Source organism: Sulfurifustis variabilis (assembly GCF_002355415.1).
Taxonomy (GTDB): Bacteria; Pseudomonadota; Gammaproteobacteria; order Acidiferrobacterales; family Sulfurifustaceae; genus Sulfurifustis; species Sulfurifustis variabilis.
This window is the reverse complement of the sequence record NZ_AP014936.1, coordinates 1,585,623-1,602,320: the sequence shown is the minus strand read 5'-3', so window position 1 is coordinate 1,602,320 and position 16,698 is coordinate 1,585,623. Positions and strand designations below refer to the sequence as shown.

General features: G+C 67.1%; 15 protein-coding genes. 2 read left to right on the top strand and 13 right to left on the bottom strand.

What is annotated here, in order from left to right:
• Positions 1 to 2 precede the first annotated feature (2 nt).
• Genes iscR through SVA_RS07660 form a run of 3 tightly spaced genes read right to left on the bottom strand, consistent with a single transcriptional unit; the run spans position 3 to position 2,114 of the window.
• Positions 3 to 461, bottom strand: a complete 459-nt coding sequence (iscR, locus tag SVA_RS07670) for a Fe-S cluster assembly transcriptional regulator IscR (RefSeq protein WP_096460675.1) — start codon at positions 459 to 461, stop codon at positions 3 to 5.
• A gap of 57 nt (positions 462 to 518) precedes the next feature.
• Positions 519 to 1,346 carry a serine O-acetyltransferase gene (cysE, locus tag SVA_RS07665; RefSeq protein WP_096462867.1) on the bottom strand — a complete coding sequence of 276 codons (828 nt, stop codon included), beginning with the start codon at positions 1,344 to 1,346 and terminating at the stop codon, positions 519 to 521.
• A 33-nt stretch (positions 1,347 to 1,379) separates the two neighbouring features.
• A complete protein-coding gene (locus SVA_RS07660) occupies positions 1,380 to 2,114 on the bottom strand; it encodes an RNA methyltransferase (RefSeq protein ID WP_096460674.1) in 735 nt (244 codons plus the stop codon).
• An 83-nt stretch (positions 2,115 to 2,197) separates the two neighbouring features.
• Between SVA_RS07660 and SVA_RS07655 the strand changes: the two genes are divergently transcribed.
• Positions 2,198 to 3,013 (top strand): inositol monophosphatase family protein, encoded by an 816-nt coding sequence (locus SVA_RS07655; RefSeq protein ID WP_096460673.1) that lies wholly within the window; start codon positions 2,198 to 2,200, stop codon positions 3,011 to 3,013.
• Here the strand turns inward: SVA_RS07655 and SVA_RS07650 are convergent.
• Positions 3,010 to 4,674 carry a hypothetical protein gene (locus SVA_RS07650; protein ID WP_148665413.1) on the bottom strand — a complete coding sequence of 555 codons (1,665 nt, stop codon included), beginning with the start codon at positions 4,672 to 4,674 and terminating at the stop codon, positions 3,010 to 3,012. The genes SVA_RS07655 and SVA_RS07650 overlap by 4 nt on opposite strands.
• A gap of 132 nt (positions 4,675 to 4,806) precedes the next feature.
• On the opposite strand from SVA_RS07650, the gene SVA_RS07645 reads away from it, so the two are divergent.
• Positions 4,807 to 5,598 (top strand): nucleotidyltransferase family protein, encoded by a 792-nt coding sequence (locus SVA_RS07645; protein WP_148665412.1) that lies wholly within the window; start codon positions 4,807 to 4,809, stop codon positions 5,596 to 5,598.
• An 11-nt stretch (positions 5,599 to 5,609) separates the two neighbouring features.
• On the opposite strand, the gene SVA_RS07640 is transcribed toward SVA_RS07645, so the two are convergent.
• From SVA_RS07640 to SVA_RS07600, 9 genes are read right to left on the bottom strand one after another with little or no spacing between them, the layout of a single operon-like run.
• Positions 5,610 to 6,383, bottom strand: a complete 774-nt coding sequence (locus tag SVA_RS07640) for a sugar transferase (protein WP_096460670.1) — start codon at positions 6,381 to 6,383, stop codon at positions 5,610 to 5,612.
• The gene (locus tag SVA_RS07635; RefSeq protein ID WP_096460669.1) at positions 6,373 to 7,581 is read right to left on the bottom strand and encodes a glycosyltransferase family 4 protein; all 1,209 of its coding nucleotides are present in this window, start codon (positions 7,579 to 7,581) and stop codon (positions 6,373 to 6,375) included. The genes SVA_RS07640 and SVA_RS07635 overlap by 11 nt, the downstream gene beginning before the upstream one ends.
• On the bottom strand, positions 7,578 to 8,627 hold the full coding sequence (locus SVA_RS07630; protein ID WP_096460668.1) for a glycosyltransferase family 4 protein: 1,050 nt from the start codon (positions 8,625 to 8,627) through the stop codon (positions 7,578 to 7,580). The genes SVA_RS07635 and SVA_RS07630 overlap by 4 nt, the downstream gene beginning before the upstream one ends.
• Positions 8,587 to 9,906, bottom strand: a complete 1,320-nt coding sequence (locus tag SVA_RS19425; RefSeq protein WP_148665411.1) for an O-antigen polymerase — start codon at positions 9,904 to 9,906, stop codon at positions 8,587 to 8,589. Before SVA_RS19425 ends, SVA_RS07630 begins: the two co-directional genes overlap by 41 nt.
• Positions 9,888 to 10,739, bottom strand: a complete 852-nt coding sequence (locus SVA_RS07620) for a glycosyltransferase family 2 protein (protein WP_169924018.1) — start codon at positions 10,737 to 10,739, stop codon at positions 9,888 to 9,890. The genes SVA_RS19425 and SVA_RS07620 overlap by 19 nt, the downstream gene beginning before the upstream one ends.
• Positions 10,736 to 11,653 (bottom strand): FkbM family methyltransferase, encoded by a 918-nt coding sequence (locus SVA_RS07615; RefSeq protein WP_096460665.1) that lies wholly within the window; start codon positions 11,651 to 11,653, stop codon positions 10,736 to 10,738. Before SVA_RS07615 ends, SVA_RS07620 begins: the two co-directional genes overlap by 4 nt.
• Positions 11,650 to 12,978 carry a lipopolysaccharide biosynthesis protein gene (locus SVA_RS07610; RefSeq protein ID WP_169924017.1) on the bottom strand — a complete coding sequence of 443 codons (1,329 nt, stop codon included), beginning with the start codon at positions 12,976 to 12,978 and terminating at the stop codon, positions 11,650 to 11,652. The genes SVA_RS07615 and SVA_RS07610 overlap by 4 nt, the downstream gene beginning before the upstream one ends.
• Positions 12,957 to 13,889: a GNVR domain-containing protein gene (locus SVA_RS07605; RefSeq protein WP_096460663.1), complete on the bottom strand. Its 933-nt coding sequence runs from the start codon at positions 13,887 to 13,889 to the stop codon at positions 12,957 to 12,959. Before SVA_RS07605 ends, SVA_RS07610 begins: the two co-directional genes overlap by 22 nt.
• Positions 13,890 to 13,899: 10 nt before the next feature.
• Entirely contained in the window at positions 13,900 to 16,638 is a 2,739-nt protein-coding gene (locus SVA_RS07600; protein WP_096460662.1) for an SLBB domain-containing protein, read from the bottom strand.
• Between the last annotated feature and the right edge of the window lie 60 nt (positions 16,639 to 16,698).

Sequence of the window (16,698 nt, the reverse complement as noted above, 5' to 3'; positions counted from 1 at the left end):
GATCAGCGCGACACCACGGCCCGCATGCGGCCTTCCTGGCGCGATGCGACCTCCTGCACGTGCGGTCGGGTCACCAACTCGGCCAGGGTGATCCCGTTCAAGAACTCGTAGATCCGGGTGCTCAGCTCTTCCCAGAGCTGGTGCGTCAGGCAGGCTTCGTCTCCCTGGCAGTTTCGCTCCCCGCCGCACCGGGTCGCGTCGATGTTCTCGTTGATCGCGGCGACGATCTGCGCGACCGTGATCTTGGACGGATGCGCGGCGAGGTTATACCCGCCACCCGGCCCGCGTACGCTATCCACCAGGCCGCAGCGCCTTAACTTCGCAAAAAGCTGCTCCAGGTAAGACAGCGAGATGCCCTGGCGGCGGGCAATGTCCGCGAGGGTGACCGTGCCTTTCTCGTAGTGGAGCGCCAGATCGAGCATCGCGGTGACCGCGTAGCGCCCCTTGGTCGTGAGTTTCATCGGGGTAATCCCACACGCTGTAAACGTGTTGCCATTCTACAATCTTGATCTTCACAGTCAACTATTGGTACCCGCTTTCCGGTTGTCCGTATTCGCTTCATTAGTAGTAGCGGATCCCTTGCCCGACTCTGCACTGGACCGGGTTTCTTCCAGGCTCTCGACGTCCAGTTGTGGCAGCTCAAGGTTGACTCTTATCCCTGATTTCTCCAGCGCTTCCGAGAGATTCTTCATCTTCTGGTCGATGACATGGAGGTGATCGAGCATGCAATCAATGGCGTGCGCGACCGGATCGGACATCTGGCGGGTCTGGCCGTAGGCATCGAAGCCCATCTTCTTCGCCATCGCCTGACGCTGCCGGGTCTGGGCATCGGTCCGCTCCTGAATGACCCGTCCGGGGATACCCACCACGGTCGCGTTCGCCGGTACGTCCTTGACCACCACCGAGTTGGAGCCGATGCGCGCGTTGTCGCCGATCCGTATGGGGCCGAGGATCTTCGCGCCCGCCCCGACCACCACGTTGCTTCCGAGCGTCGGGTGGCGTTTCTCCCGCTGCCAAGTGGTGCCGCCGAGCGTGACACCATGGTAAAGGGTGCAGTTGTCCCCGATCTCAGCGGTCTCGCCGATCACGACCCCCATACCGTGATCGATGAAGAGTGCGCGCCCAATCTTGGCGCCGGGATGAATCTCAATGCCGGTCAGGAACCGGGTGAGCTGGGAGAGCATGCGTGCGAGCCATCTTAGCCGCCAGTTCCACAGACGGTGCGAAATCCGGTGCAGGGCAACCGCGTGCACACCGGGGTACGCCGTCAGCACCTCCAGGGTCGAGTGTGCCGCCGGGTCCCGCTGAAAAACGCTTCTTATATATTCACGAAGACCGTCGAACATGGCTGCCATTTGGCTGGTCGTTGATCGTTATTGTCAAGATTTGCGTGTGACGCGCTGAACTGCCGACAGAATCCCCCGCAATATGGCCATCTCATTCTGATCGGGCCGTGCACGGTTGAACAGCCGTCGCAGGCGCCGCATGAGGAGGCGCGGGTTTGCGGGGTCGAGAAAGCCCGTGTCGACCAGGACCTCCTCGAGGTGCCGGTAAAAGTGTTCCATCTCGTTCGCGCTGGCCGGTGGTGCTTCCGATTCCTCGGACCGCGGCTGTTCGGGCAGTCCCAAGGCGCGTCGGATCTCGTAGGCCAGAACCTGCACCGCGGCGGCGAGATTGAGTGACGGGTACGCCGGGTTGGCGGGTATCTGCACGAGCGCGTGGCAGCGGTCCAGCTCCGCGTTCGTCAGTCCCGAGCGCTCCTGGCCGAAAAGCAGGGCGACGGGTCCGCGCCGCGACTCGTCGACCAGACGCGTTCCCGCCTCTGCCGGCTCGAGCATCGGCCACCCGATATGGCGCGGCCGGGCGCTGGTGCCCAGCACATAGTGGCACTCGGCCAGTGCGGCGTCGAGGTCAGGGCTGAGCACGGCACCGGCGAGCAGGTCTTCGGCTCCGGCCGCCCGGGCCGTCGCCTCGACGTGGGGAAAGGCGGCCGGCGCGACGACATAAAGCCGCTCGAGACCCATGTTCTTGAGCGCCCGTGCGGCGGCCCCGACGTTGCCGGGGTGTGTCGGTCGTATCAGGACCACGCGGATCTGCGTCGCTGCGGAGTTCATCGGCGCGCCGTGCGAGAGGCTTTTGCTTTTATCCCGGCACCCGAGCTTATACAATCCCGCGCTTTCGCGCTCTTGGAAACGTCATGGCCCTCCATCCGATGCTCAACACGGCGGTCAAGGCCGCGCGCCGTGCGGGCAGCGTCATCATGCGGCACCTGGACCGGCCCGACCGGCTCAAGATCGAGGCCAAGGGACGCAGCGATTTCGTCAGCGACGTGGACCGTTTCGCCGAGGCGGAAATCATCGACATCCTTCGGCACGCCTATCCCGACCACGCCATCCTGGCGGAAGAAACGGGCCGCCACCCCGGGGGCGATTACTGCTGGATCATCGATCCGCTGGACGGCACCACCAACTTTCTGCACTCGTATCCGCACTTCGCGGTATCGATAGCGCTCGAGCACAAGGGCCGCCTCGAGCAGGCCGTCGTATTCGACCCGCATCGAAACGAGCTGTTCACTGCGACGCGCGGTCAGGGCGCACAGCTCAACGAGCGGCGCATTCGCGTGAGCCAGACGCACGATATGCGCCACGCGCTGCTCGGCACCGGCTTTCCCTTCAAGGGCCAGGCGTTCCTCGACATGTGGGTCGGGATCTTCAGGGACCTCGCACCGGATGTGAGCGGCGTGCGTCGCGCCGGGTCGGCGGCACTCGATCTCGCCCATGTGGCGTGCGGGCGCTTCGACGGCTTCTGGGAGTTCGGCCTGCACGCGTGGGACATGGCCGCCGGGTGTCTGCTCGTCGAGGAGGCCGGCGGGTTCATCGGCGATCCATCCGGGGGGCAGGACCATCTCCGCACCGGCCACGTCGTCGCCGGGAATGCGAAGATCTACCCAGAACTCCTGAAGCGAGTGCGCGCGCACCTGCCCGATGACTGGCGTGCGCTGAAGGCCGTCTAGCGGGCGACGTCGGCGTAGACGAACTGCTCGAACGCGCCGGTCCGTTCCAGCAGGCGAAGCGGGCGTATCCGTCGCACCGCGCCGTCCGGCTCCGCCACCTGCAGATCGCGCTTCTCGAGAAAGAGCCCGCGCGTGACGAGCAGCGTCTGCGGTCTGCGCAGCCGTGGTTCGGCCGGCAGCTGCAGACCGACGCGATACGGCGTTTCGACGCTTCCGTCGGCGAACAAACGGCGAACCGCAACCGGAATCGCGGATGCCGACAGGATCTCGACGCCGAGCTCCAGGCTTCCCGTCTCGGGACTCTTCATCCAGCGCACGACCACGACCTGCCATCGACCCGGATCGTCCGTCTCCTGGAGCCCGAGCAGATCGCCCACTTTGACGCCGATCCGGGCATCCCCATAGCGCGCGAGGGCCATCCCGTGGGGCCCGACGTCGCGAACCTGCCAGCGATCGATGCGATGGTGTTCGCCGTTTCCGGCGGCCTGCTCCGTCTCCGTCTCCTCCGATAGACCGGATAGCCGGTCGAGCTCGATGAACTCGGCATCGGAAGACGACTCCACCGTCGAGGCATCGAAGGGTTGTTGTCCGTTGACGAAGAAATGCAGCGCCTCGATCCCGGAACACACGAGCACCGGCCGGCGTTGCCGCCGCCGGGCATGCCGGCGCCTGGCGCTCAGCCCCCAGAGCCGCGCGAGGCGGCGTATGAAATCCAGACAGGAGGCCTCGAGACAGTCAACGCCGAGCTCCCTGCGGTCGACCGCCCCTCCCCTTTCGAGCCGGTCGGCGAACTCCCGCAATGTGCGTACGAGCGCGAGCGTGTTCAGCGCACGCAGGCTGGCCGTGTCGCGATTCTCTTCGACGCGCTTCGGAAACGGCTGCGGCGGCGAATCGGCGTCCAGCTCGACCAGAAAATGCGCCGCCGGGTTGGATACCGACACGCTCGCGGATAGCACTGCCGTGTCGGCCCAGCGCGCCAGAAAGGACTGCAACTGCTGGGCGACGCCCTGCGGGAGCTGATAGGGATTCGCCGCCCCAAGCAGAAGCACGCGCACGTAGCGCGATCGTATGCTCACGGGAACGGATGGCTCGGCGGCGTTCTCGTCCGATTCCGGTATCTGCTCCTCGCTGAGCCCGGCTGCCTCTGCCAGGCGATAAAGCTCGTGGATCTCGCGCCACGTGCCGCCAGGATAAGGTATGTAGACGGCATACGACCGCAACAGGACCTCGCCCAGGTGGTGCAGCGCCCGCTCCGTCGAACGCAGAAGCCGGGCGCGCCGACCCATCCGGAAGCGCGCTTTCTGCATGCCGTGCAGGCACAGCTTGTACCCGTACGCCATCTCCACGTGCAAGCGGCGCAGGAATTCCGCAAGCTGCCGCTTCTTCGGTCCGAGCGGGGGCACCTCATGGGCGAGATACGAGCGCAGGCCGGCGCAGACGGACGCGACCGCCGGACCGTACAGCTCCATGAGTTCAAAACGGACCGAGGCGTTCAACTCCACGCGGTTCAGCGTGTACACAGCCTGGTAGATTTCCCGGCCGGTCTCCGCGCTGTCGGCGAGCGGCAGCGACTCCAGCCACGCACGGGCATACTTGGGGTCGGTTTCGGTCAACCAGCCGGAAGCCCGGCGGGCCGGGATGGAAAGGACGGGGTTAGTCACCTTCAGTGTCCGAATTCGGGATCGCCCCGCTCCTTGGAAATTCCGTATTTTTTCAAAGCCTAGCACACGCCGGCCGGCGCGCTGCGCGAGACCTGCCCGACGCTATTAGTATGATGAAATAAAGGAGGCTGCATGCCCGCAACCCGCCCCACCGGCCAATCCGTGATCGGCATCCTGCCGGCAGCCGGACACGCGACGCGCATCGCGCCTCAGCCCTGCAGCAAGGAACTGCTTCCGCTGTGGCGCGCGGCCGGCGGCGCCCAACCGAGGGCGGTCTGCGAGCATACGTTGGCGCGTATGGCCAGCGCCGGAATCACGCGGGCGTTCGTCGTGTTACGGCGAGGCAAGTGGGACATTCCCGCGCATCTCGGGGAGCGGGCGCCGGGCGGACCGTCGATCGCCTACGTCGTCGCCTCGCTGTCGTACGGCGTGCCCTTTACCCTGGACGCCGCCTATCCGTTCGTGAAGGGGCACCGCGTGGCGCTGGGCTTTCCCGACATTCTCTTCGACACGCCGGACGCCTACGGACGGCTGCTCGAGGCCCAGGACCGCATGGGCGCGGACGCGGTGCTCGGGCTGTTTCCTGCCGATCGGCCGCAAGCGATGGATGTCGTGGAGACCGAAGCCGGCCTGGTCCGCCGGATCCTGATCAAGCCTCTGCACACGACGCTCACGTCCACCTGGGGCATGGCCGTGTGGAACCCGCCCTTCACGGAGTTCATGCATCAGCATCTCGCACAGCTTCTGCAACGCGGACGGATTCGGCAGGAGCTCCACGTCGGCGAGGTGCTCCACGCCGCCATCGACGCAGGACTGCGGGTCGCCGCCCTTCGGGTCTCCGAAACGCCGTACCTCGACATCGGGAGTCCCGACGGGCTACGGCGCGCCCGGGCCCGTTTGGCGGATTCGCCCCCGCCGGCCTGACCCGCTGGATCTCAGTAGGCGCCGCGGCTCGAGACGATCGCCCTGAATGTCCTCGAAAGAATGACCACGTCGAGCCACAACGACCAGTTTCTCGAGTACCAGATATCGAGCGAGACGCGATCCGCGTAGCTCAGGTCATTGCGACCGCTGATTTGCCAGAGGCCGGTCAGGCCGGGCGCGGTTTCCAGATAGTGGTGCACGTTTTCGCGATAGCGGTCCAGTTCGCCGCTGACGATCGGGCGCGGCCCCACGAGGCTCATCTCCCCCTTCAGCACGTTCAACAGCTGAGGCAGCTCGTCCAGGCTCGTTCGCCGGAGTATCCGCCCGATCGGCACGACCCTCGGATCGTACTTGAGCTTGTAGTGGCGGTTCCACTCCTCGCGAACGTTCGGATCGCTGGCGAGCATGCCCTCGAGCACCTCGTCGGCGTTACGAATCATGGTCCTGAACTTGTAGCAGACGAAGGTTTTTCCGTGACGCCCGACGCGCGGATGCCGGAACAGCACCGGACCGCCTGCCGCCAGCTTGACGAGCAGAGCGATGTGAAGGAGCACCGGCGCAAGGACCACCAGGAGAAAGACGGCGCCCAGGATGTCCATCACCCGCTTCAGGACCCGAGCCCCGCGCGACGCCCTGGCACGACGCGGCGGAAGTACGGTGGGAAGCCGGACCGCCGCCCCGTCTCTGCTCGCCCTGGGCGCGATCGCGTAGCGGTGCGCGTCGTAGCCGAAGCCGTGCGCGCGCGCTTCCGGGACTCGTCGGACGCGCTCCGCTTCAAACGCCATATCCTCTCCCGTACCGTACCGCGTCCGCCCGGCCAGGCCGTGCTCCGTCGTGCCTCTCGCGCGCCCGCAACTCGAGCCAGGCGGCTTCCACCGCGGCCTCGAAGTCCGACCGAAAGCGGCTTTGCGTAAACCGCTCGGCGTTCGCCCGACAGGCGGACGGATCGAAGCGGCTACTCTCGCGTTCGAATCGGTCCACGGCGGCGACGACCGCGTCGACGCTCTGCTCCTCGTAGAGCACCCCCGTCGCCCGCTCGGCCGGTGTCGCTCGCACCGTCTCGCGAACGCCGCCTTTTCCGTAGGCGATCACGGGCGTTCCGCACGCCTGCGCCTCCAGCACCGCGATGCCGAAATCCTCTTCCGCCGCGTACACGAATGCCCGCGCGCGCTGCAGGAAATCCCGCACGACGTCGATCGGCTGGTGACCCAGAAGCTCGACGTTCGATCCGGCTTTACTGCGCAGGGAAGCCGAATTCGTGTCGCGTCCCAACACGAGCAGGCGCCGGGCTGGCATGCGCGAGAACGCCTCGACGAGCAGGTCGAGACGCTTGTAAGGCACCGCCCGGGAGACGGTCACGTAGAAATCCTCCTTTCGGTTCCGAAGCGCGAACGTGTCGGTATCGACGGGCGGAGGAATGACCATGGCCTCGCGGCCGTAGCACTTGCGTACCCGGCGGGCGACGTGCGCGGAGTTCGCGATGAAAACGTCCACACCGCACGACGTCCGGTAATCCCAGGTGCGCATGGCGTGCAGAATCGCGCGCGCGAATACCGAGCGAATGCCCCAGACGAGGTTGGACTCCCGGAGATACTGATGCTGCATGTCCCAGGCGTACCGCATCGGCGAGTGCACGTAGGCCAGGTGCAGCTGGTCGGGGCCGGTGAGGACGCCCTTTGCGACCGCGTGCGTGCTGCTGATCACGATGTCGTACGCCGACAGGTCGAACTGTTCCACCGCGAACGGCATGAGCGGCAGGTAGTGCCGGAAACATCGGCGGGCGAAGGGCAGTCGTTGGATGAATGACGTTCGGACGCGCCGCCCGGACAGGAGCCGTCGATCGCTCTCGCACAGGAAATCGACGATGCAGTAGACGTCGGCCTCCGGATAGCATCGCAAGATCTGCTCCACCACCCGTTCCGAACCGGCGACCGTCTCGAACCATTCGTGCACGACCGCGACCTTTCTCGCTCGGGCGGTCATGCGTCGCTCCCGGCTTCGCGCAGTACCGCAAGCGTCTGTCTCGCGGTCTCCTTCCAGCTGAATCGGCGGGCACGCTCCAGTCCGCGATGTCGCAGCGTCTTCCACAGGTCGGTCCGCACCACAACGCGCACGACCGCTTCCGCGATCGCTTCCGGCACGCGTGGGTCGACCAGCAGCCCGGCGGCCTCGACCACCTCGGGCATCGCGCCGCGCGAAGACCCGATCACCGGCGTACCGCTGGCCATGGCCTCGAGGAGAGGCAGACCGAAGCCCTCGTAGAGCGACGGATATACCAACGCGATGGCGCCGGTGTACAGCGCGGGCAGCTCGGCCTCCGGCACCCGGCCGATGAGCTGGACGCGCTCGGGCAGCGCATTCAACGGCACGGCACGGAACACAGAGGCGCTTCCGGGTGCGCCCGCTATGACCAGCCAGACGTCGGACGGCAGCTGTCGTTGCGCCATCCGCCACGCCGACAGCACCCGAGGAATGTTCTTGCGCGGCTCGATCGAACCCAGGCTCAGCACGTACCGGTCGCTCTTGAGTCGCAGCGACCGGCGCATGCTCGCCGTCCGCTCCCGGGACTGCGGGCGGAACTCCGGTCCCACGGCATTCGGTACCACAACGACGCGCTCGGGGTCGACACGCGTCGCCTCCAGGATGCGTTCTCGACTGAACCGGGACACCGTGATCACGCGCCGCACGCGCGCAACCAGCCGAGGCAGCAGGAAGCGATACAGGGCGCTGAACCGGGGGCTGAACCATTCGGGGTGATCCATCACGGCCCAGTCATGGATGGTCACGACCTGCCTCGAGACCGCCAGCGGCCCCGTGTTCGACGGACTGAAAAGCAGCGCCCGGCCGACCCGCCGCGGAAGGGAAAGCTGCTCCCACAGGTGGCCGGCGGTCCCCGAGAACGCACCCGTCGGCGCGACGGCCGTGGCCTGTCCCGCGAGCGCACGGGAGAGTTCGCGCGTGTATCGCAGAACGCCGCTGCTACCTCCGCTACGGATTACGCGCGTATTGATTGCGATCGACTCGTCCATGATCCACCGGTCCACTCCGGGCTCGAGCCACGCGCTCGAACGCCCCCAACACGAACAATCCACCGAGGAAAAGATAAGCGGGCACCAGCCGTGTATCCGTGAAGTAAGGAATGCGCATGAATTCGAGCAGTCCGACCAGCCAGACGGCATAGCAGGCGGCGGCGACCGGCGTGAGCGGGGCGCGCCGGTAGAGCCATCCCGAGACGCAGCCGAAAAAGGCGGCCGCGACACCCGCGCCCACCCAACCGAGATCCGCAACCCAGCTGCCCGGGGCGGTGACCGTGCCGAACTCGGGATTCAGGTCCCCCCGGTTGATCAGATCGACAGGGTAATCGGGTGCCGGACCCGCCAGGGCGCGGTAGATTTCGTCGGCACCGGGAAGCGCCCAAAGGGCTCCCAACACGGAGTACAGAGGCGTGTCGAAGGCGGCTTCGCGAATCACGAACAAGCCGTTGTTGATGCTGGTCAGGTAATAGCCCACCAGCCGGACCAACCCGTACTCCGCCGCCGCGTCCGGTCCCTCGATTCCGAGATAGATCAGCGAGCGGGTTGCCTCGAAGGCAACAAAGAGCATGACGCCGGCGGCGAGCAGGACAGCGAACCCCGCGAGAGTGGGAGCGCGGCCGAGTCTCCGACCCGAGGCCCAGAGGAAGGCCATGGGGACAAGGAGCTCCAGTAACGCCAGGCGCTCGGAGTGGAGGTACGCCCGCGCGCCCGCCAGGACCAGGATCGCCACGATCAACAGTCGATCCAGGGAGCCGCCTTTTCCGCTGACGAGCATCAAGGGAACGGCGAGAACGGCCACCTGGGTCAGGGTGGTGATCCCCGGCACCGTTTCCATCAGGTGCGCTTTCACGTAATACGGGTCGCTCGCCATCCGGGCAAGCAGCGCTTCGAATCCGCCCGATCGATCCATGGAAAGCGCGAACCAGAAGGCGTAGGCACCGAGGGCAACGAGCAGCCCCAGCCTGACGTACCACCGCGGCGGGTCGGTCAGCATCGGGGAGAGCGGACCGCCCCGCCCTACCGGCATCCGGACGCCGATGAACGAGCCCGTCGCGAACAATGCCAGGTAACACGCGAAAAGCAGCAGCTCGAACGCGCCCGCCGACTTGGAACCGCCCCAGCTTTCGAGGAACCAGGCGTCGGGCAGCGCGGCGTAGACGGCCAGCAGGGGCGCGAAGCAGAAGATCGCGATCAGGTGCGGGGCGGCCAGCCGGTACGGCACGCCGAATGCATCCGGGCGGCGCGGGACGCGCGTCAGGGTTTCGCCAGCCATCCCGTGATCCGCCCGTGCAATGTAGCGGCGTAGTATCGCCGCCGCACCGAGTCGCCTCTGAGAGAGGCCAGGACCAGACCGCCGAAGGAGCGGGTCCAGTAGTACCCCACGAACCGTAACGGGAGGCCGTGCTTTCGCATTACCCGTCCCATGCCGCGACCGTACGCCCGCGCGCGCTCGCACACGCCTGCCTCTTCCGGGCTTCTCGCCGGGTGATGAACGTGAAAGGAAGGTTCGTAGTAGAAGCAAAAACCTTTCGCGATCGCGCGCAGAATCAGGTCATCGCCCTCGCACGCACCCCACGGCGTGCCCGCTCCCGGCCCGAGCGTTTCGTCGAATCCGCCCACGGCGTCGAACGCGCCGCGACGGATGAAGAGGCTCGGCTCGGCGGACCGGGTCCACTCGTTCCTCAGGTCGATGGGTCCCGGGCGGGGATCCCAGCGACCCGAGCTCGTCTTGCCCCGGTCGTCGGTGACCGAACCCGTCACGCCGTCCGCTCCGGATTCCTGCAGATATCCCATCACCCGCTGAAGCAGCGTCGGCGGATAACGGCAATCGTCATCCGGAAACGCCAGGACCCCGCCGCGAGCGGCGCGCGCTCCGATGTTGCGCGCACGTGACGCACCTTCGTCGGGCGTCCTCAAACGGCGGATGTCGAGCGTATCGCCGAATTGCGCGAGGACCGGATCCAAACGGTCGTCCCTGTTCTGATCCACGATGACCACCTCGAACGACGGCCACGTCTGTTGGCGAAGCGAAGAGAGCAGATCGAGCAGCGGTGTCACGCGATTCACCGTGGCGACAATCAGCGAAATCGGAATCTCGCCCGTCACGTCGGCGGCCCTTCGCCCTGCACGAACAGCAGGTTGCCGTAGTCCGTGGCGGGCCACTCCACCGGCAGCTCGAACCGGCGCAGGCCCGCTTCGATCCAGTACCCGATGCGGAAACCGAGCCCGTGCAGGAGGCGGGCAAGGCGCACGTGCGTGTACCCCGCATCACGCGCGGTGTGAACCCCGAACTCCATGATCAGGGCGAGCGCGGGATTGCGCGCGACGAGTCCGCGCATCCCGCGCAGCGCGAACGCCTCCGCGCCTTCGATGTCCATCTTGACCCAATGAACCGGCGGCCAACCGCGCCCGGCGAAGAACCGGTCGAGCGTCGTGGTTTCCACTGGAATCGCTTCTGCGGTGCGGTCGCTCGCGTAGAAGCTGGAGTGCCCGCGTTCGCGCTTCCCGAGGTAAAGCCGACCCGTGCCCTGTCGATCGGAGACCGCGACCCCGAGCACTTCGCAACGGGATCGATAGCCGTTCTGCGCGACGTTTCGCTCCAACAGGCTGCGCACCTCCGGTTGCGGCTCGAACGCGTACACCTTTCCCCGGGCACCGACCGACCGCGCCGCAATCACCGTGTGAAATCCGACGTGGGCACCCACGTCGACGAACGTCATACCCGGACGGAGGCCTTCGACGAGCACCCGAACGACGTCCTTCTCGTAAACCCCGCTCACGAAAAGCTGCCCCAGGTCCGTGCGGCTGCAGAGGAACATCCGATGCCCCAGTACCGGGTGCGCAACCGTGAAATCGATCTCCCGCGTGGACTGCCGGTACTGCTCGACCGCCCGGTAGACGGCCGTACGCGCCCGCTCCGGCACCAGTCGCACGGCCCGCCACATCCAGGCGCGATGCCGGACTGCGCGCATCAGCGCGTGATACGTTCGCCAGACGAGATCGGCGGCAGCGGCGTTCATGAGACCCGTTGGCGTGCGCGGACCGGCCACACGCCGATGTGCAGACGGCGGGATACCCGGGCCGTCAGGAACAACGTCGTCGCGCCGAGGCTCACCGTCGTTGCCACCGCCGCACCCTCCACGGCGAACGGCGGGACCAGGACCATGCTGAGACCGGCGTTGAGCGCGCCCGCGCCGAGGAAACTCCATGCGACGTCCGCATCGTGCCCCGTCATGTTGAGCAGCGGCACGGCGAAGCCGCCCAGCACGTAGACAAGCTGCCCGAACGTGAGAATGACGAGCGACGGGTAGACGGCGTCGAAGCCCTCACCGAAGAACGACAGTATCGATTCCCCGCACGCGATCAGGACTGCGCCGACGGCGAGCGAGACGATCAGCGCCGGCGGCGCGGCACGCGCGACCAGCCGGGCCAGATCCGTCTTCCGGCCGGTGGTATGAAGCTCGGCGATCCGCGGCGCGAGGGAGATGCTCAGAACAACCAGCGCGAAGGACGGCAACGAGGCCGTTCTCCGTGCGACGTCGTAGAGGCCGACAGACCGGGCGTCGGCGAGGGCCCCGAGCATCACCATCGGAAGCTGGTCGTGGGCCGTCCCCGCCACCGCAAGCAGGATCAGCGGTCCCGCGACCCGGCCGGGAATCGCCCCTCCAGGTGTGCGACCCGGCATCGTTTCCGTCCGGGGCAGCCACCGCCGCCCGACCAGCCACGCCGTCACGGCGGCGGAGACGTAGATGAGCACCGCCGCCGGAGCGGTCAACGGCTCGATAGTCAGGAACAGGGTCGTCAGAAGGAGAACCGCGAGCGGCAGCACGACGAGTTGGGGCATCTGTCCGGCCGCAACACCGCCCAACCCCTGGATGCATGCCTGTTGCGTCCGAAGCAGCGCGCAGACCGGCAGAAGGAGCGCCACGCCCCATAGCAACACGCCCAGGTGGGACGTGAGCGGCCACGGTCCCAGAAGCAGCAATACCGACGCCGCCAGCGACGTCGCGAACGAAACGCCGGCAACCGACCGGTCCACGGCCCGACGCAAGACGTGCACCCGGGAGCGGTCATCGGCCGCCACGGCGGCGGCCAGCTCGCGAACCAGAAGAATATCGAGACCGAGCGCCAATGGCGCGCCCAGCAGTAACGCGAGCGAGACGACGAGCGCGAAGTCGCCGTACGCCTTCGGCCCCAGCGCGTTCGCGAGAACCACGCTCGTCGTGAACGCGAGGAGCATGCCGGCGATCTTGACACCCGCCGTTCCGATCGCGCCCTCGCGCCATCCCGTCGGCCGGGTCGGGTCGTCTTTGTCCCGGAACATCATGTCCTGCCGGTGACCCACGGGGTCGCGGGATCGGTCCCCGTCGGGCATGGGCCGGACCACGCGCGGCGCACGAACGCGACTGTCACGGACAGCATGACGCCGACAAGAAAACCGGTGGCGATCATCAATACCCGTTTCGGCCAGGCGCGCTCTTCGGGCGTGACCGCCGGGTCGATGACCTCGAACGCGTATTCCACGTTCGTCGCGGCCATCATTCGGCGTTTGGTTTCGGCCTCGATGAGACGAAATATCGCCTGGCGGACCTCCATCGCTCCGGTTCGGGCGACCTCCTTCTGCAGGTAAGCGATCCGACGCGTGGCATCTTCGATCGCATCCGCTCGAAGGCGCTCGTTCGCGAATTGAACCAGGGCGTTCGCCCAGCGCGCGGCGGTCTCCGGGTCGCTCCACTCGATCCGTAACGTGATCAGCCCGCTCTTCCAGTCCATGCTCACGGACCGCACGTCCTCGTCGAACCTTTCGTAAGCCTCCCAGTCGGTCGGCGCTCCTCCCTTCCATTGGCCGGATCCGGCATCCCATCGCTCCGCGAACAGCACCGGTCTCAGGCTCTCCTTCTGCACGAAGCCCATCGCGAGCGACCGCGATCGCAGGGCCGCCAGGTGCTCGGCGGTCCGGTCCTTTCTCGGGCCGAGCGTCAGTCCGATCATCGTGGCGATATCGGCGAACTGCCCGCCGAGACCCAGCGACTGATCCCGGGACTGGGGCACGGGCGCGAGCAGCACCTCCGCCTCGTACGTGGGCGGCCACAGGAATGCCACGGCGGTCGCGACAAGCGTGCAAAGCGCAAGGAGCGCCACCGCGGCGCGTCGTTCCGCGGACACGACCCGCCAGTAATCGCGCAGGTAGGGCGGACGATCGTACCCGGGTTCGTCGGCGGCTCCGGACCTCGATCGCTGAATGACGACGCTCATGTCTTCGTCCCTAGAGGATGCCGATCGAATCCAGCGCGGCCGCGGTCACCGCGAGCTGGAACAGGATGGTGCTGACGTCGGTGAAGATCTTCAGGCTGCTGATGCGGTCCACCTTCAGGGGGACGATCACCGTATCTCCCGGCCCGACGGCAACGTCGCCCCCGAACCAGCCGCCCGGCGGACTCACCGAGCCGTCGGCGTGCACCACGTAGGCGGCGCGGCGGTTGCCGCGTTCCGTCACGCCGCCGCTCAATTTCACGTAGGAGTCGCGCGTATACCGATCGACATGGATGTGGGAGGTCGGGTGATACACTTCGCCGATCACCGTCACCTCGTCCGGCCGCTGAGGCACCACCAGGCGGTCCCCCGGCTGCATTACGACGTCGTAATCGTCGCGCGCGTTCAGCACCTCCTCGAGTTTGACCACCATGCGGCCGGTTGCCTTCGCCCCTCGCATCTGCCGCAACAGCGCCTGCCCTTCCGCGAGCGCCGCCTCCTTTCTCACGCCGATCTCCGGGCCACCCTGGCTCACGAGGGCGAGATCCCGCTCCAGCTGGGACGTCAGTCGCTCCAGGTACTCCTGCTCGCGCGCCCGGACGGATTCGCGCAGGAACACGGCGGCCCGCGCGTAGGCCATCTCGGTCAGCCCGCCGGCGCGGCGCAGCACGCTGCTCAGCCGCTCGCCGGGCGCGATCGGATATTTGCCGGGGAACTTGACCTCCCCGAGGATCTCGACCGCCCCCTCTTCCTGCCAGCGCGGCACGCGCCGCACGACGAGGCGATCGTAGGGCTCGAGCCGCAACGCCTCGTTCCCGGCGTGGACCCGGCGCAGGTCGACGACCCGCCGCGATTGCTCGCGCGCCTGGCCCTCGAGGAGCACGTAACGCGTGAGCTCGGCCTCCAGCAGGTGCGCCCGGTCGGTGAGGCCGCCGGCGGCGTTCAGGAGATCGCGCACGGACATCCCCGGCGACCACGGATAGCGGCCCGCGTGGTGGACCGACCCTTCGATTCCCACTTCCGGGCTCGGCCGCTCCGGCGTCGCGCTCGCACGCGCGCGCTCGAGCAGCGGACGAATGAGCGCGGCGCGGTCTTCGCGGCGATCGAAGACCACCACCTCGTCCCCCGGCGCCAGCATCACGTCGGCCTCGCCGCCCGGGTGGGCGAGCGCCTCGGCGAGGCTGGCCCCGCGCAGTTGCGTCCCGTTTGCGGGGTCTTCGCGCACGATCAGTACGAATCGCGGATCGGCCTCGGGCTGGAGCAGCGACAGGGTCGGCAGCAGATCGCTGAGCCGCATGCCCGTGTGCCACGCATAGGCGCCGCTGCGCTCGACGTAACCCGTGAGCGTGACCGTGTTGTCGATCCGGTCGAGCACGGGAAGCACTCGCACGACGTCGCCGTTCTCCAGCGCTTCCTGGCGCCCGACCGAGGCGCTCAAATCGAGCGTGACGCGCCTGCGCGCGCCTTGCGCGGCGATGCGTTCGAGCTGCGCGCTCTGCGGGTCGGCGTCCGGCAGCAGCCCGCCGGCGAGCGCGATCAGTTCCCCGACCGTGCGCTCGCCTTTGATCTCGTAAATCGCGGGGCGACGGACGCGTCCGGATATACCGACGGTCCGTTTGAGCGGAGGCACGAAGATCACGTCGCCCGGAAGCAGGCGGGCATCGCGGCTGGTATCGCCGTGCAACAGGAGGTCGTACAGGTCGAGCGTACCGACGAGCTGCCCGCCCCGCCGGTGCTGGACGTCACGGAGCGAGCCGTGCGGCCTGACCCCTCCGCTCACGAGGAGCGCGTTGGTCAGGGTCGCGAGGCTGCTCACGGTGTAGGAACCGGGCTGCTCCACATCCCCGAGCACAAAGACGCGAATCGAGCGCAGACGACCGAGCGAAACCGCGGCCCGGGTTCCGATAAGCTGCCGTTGCACGCGCGCCTGCAGCTCGCTCTGGAGACGGGAAAACTTCTTTCCGGCCACCGTGATCGGGCCGATGCCGGGAAACAGCAGAACCCCTTCCCGCGTCACCGAAAGCGTGTGCTCGATGTTGTCCTTTCCGTAAAGCTGAACCACGACGGTGTCGCCCGGCCCGAGCACGTAATCGGCCGGCACCGGTATGTCGGTCGCCGGCGCGAACGTCTTGGGCGCGCGGCTGAAGAGCTCGTATCCGAACGGCCGGAGCTCTCTCTCGACCGGCAGATAACGCACGCGCACCTCGAGACCCTCGAATTCCGGCTCGGCCGCGATTCGCTCCGCGGCTTCGTCCTCGCTGAGCCCGGCGAGCGGAATTCGACCGACGTGAGGCAGTGTCAGTACACCGTTCAGATCGAGCACGAAGGTCTGCTGCTTCGGAAGTCGAGCCTTGCGCAGCTCGAGCCGCTCCTTTTCTTCCCTGGACGGCTCCACCACTTTCGGAAACGGCGGCGCCGTCGGGACTTCCTTCGCGTCGCTTTCGACCGGCGCGAACCGGATGAGAAGGGTATCGCCGGCCTTGAAGCGCGCGGTGTCGTCGGTTTCGGCCCGCGGAACCGGCCGCGCGCCGTCACCCGTCTCGTCCCGCTCGACCGTGTCGACCGGCTTCTGCCGCTCCGAAAGCAGACGCCGTATGAGGTCCTGCGTGGCCGTCGGCAGCGGCGCGATCGCCTGCACGACTTCGGGATCGGAGAGGGAAACGTTGCCGGGCGGGGCGCCGAAGGAAAGCGCGTACGGCGCACAGAGGGCGGCGGCGATCCATGCGCGATGAACTGAAGTGCGACGGCGCATCCTGCCCCTCGACTTATCGTTATTCCTGTCGCTTCGATCTTACCGATCGCGCTCGCTTCT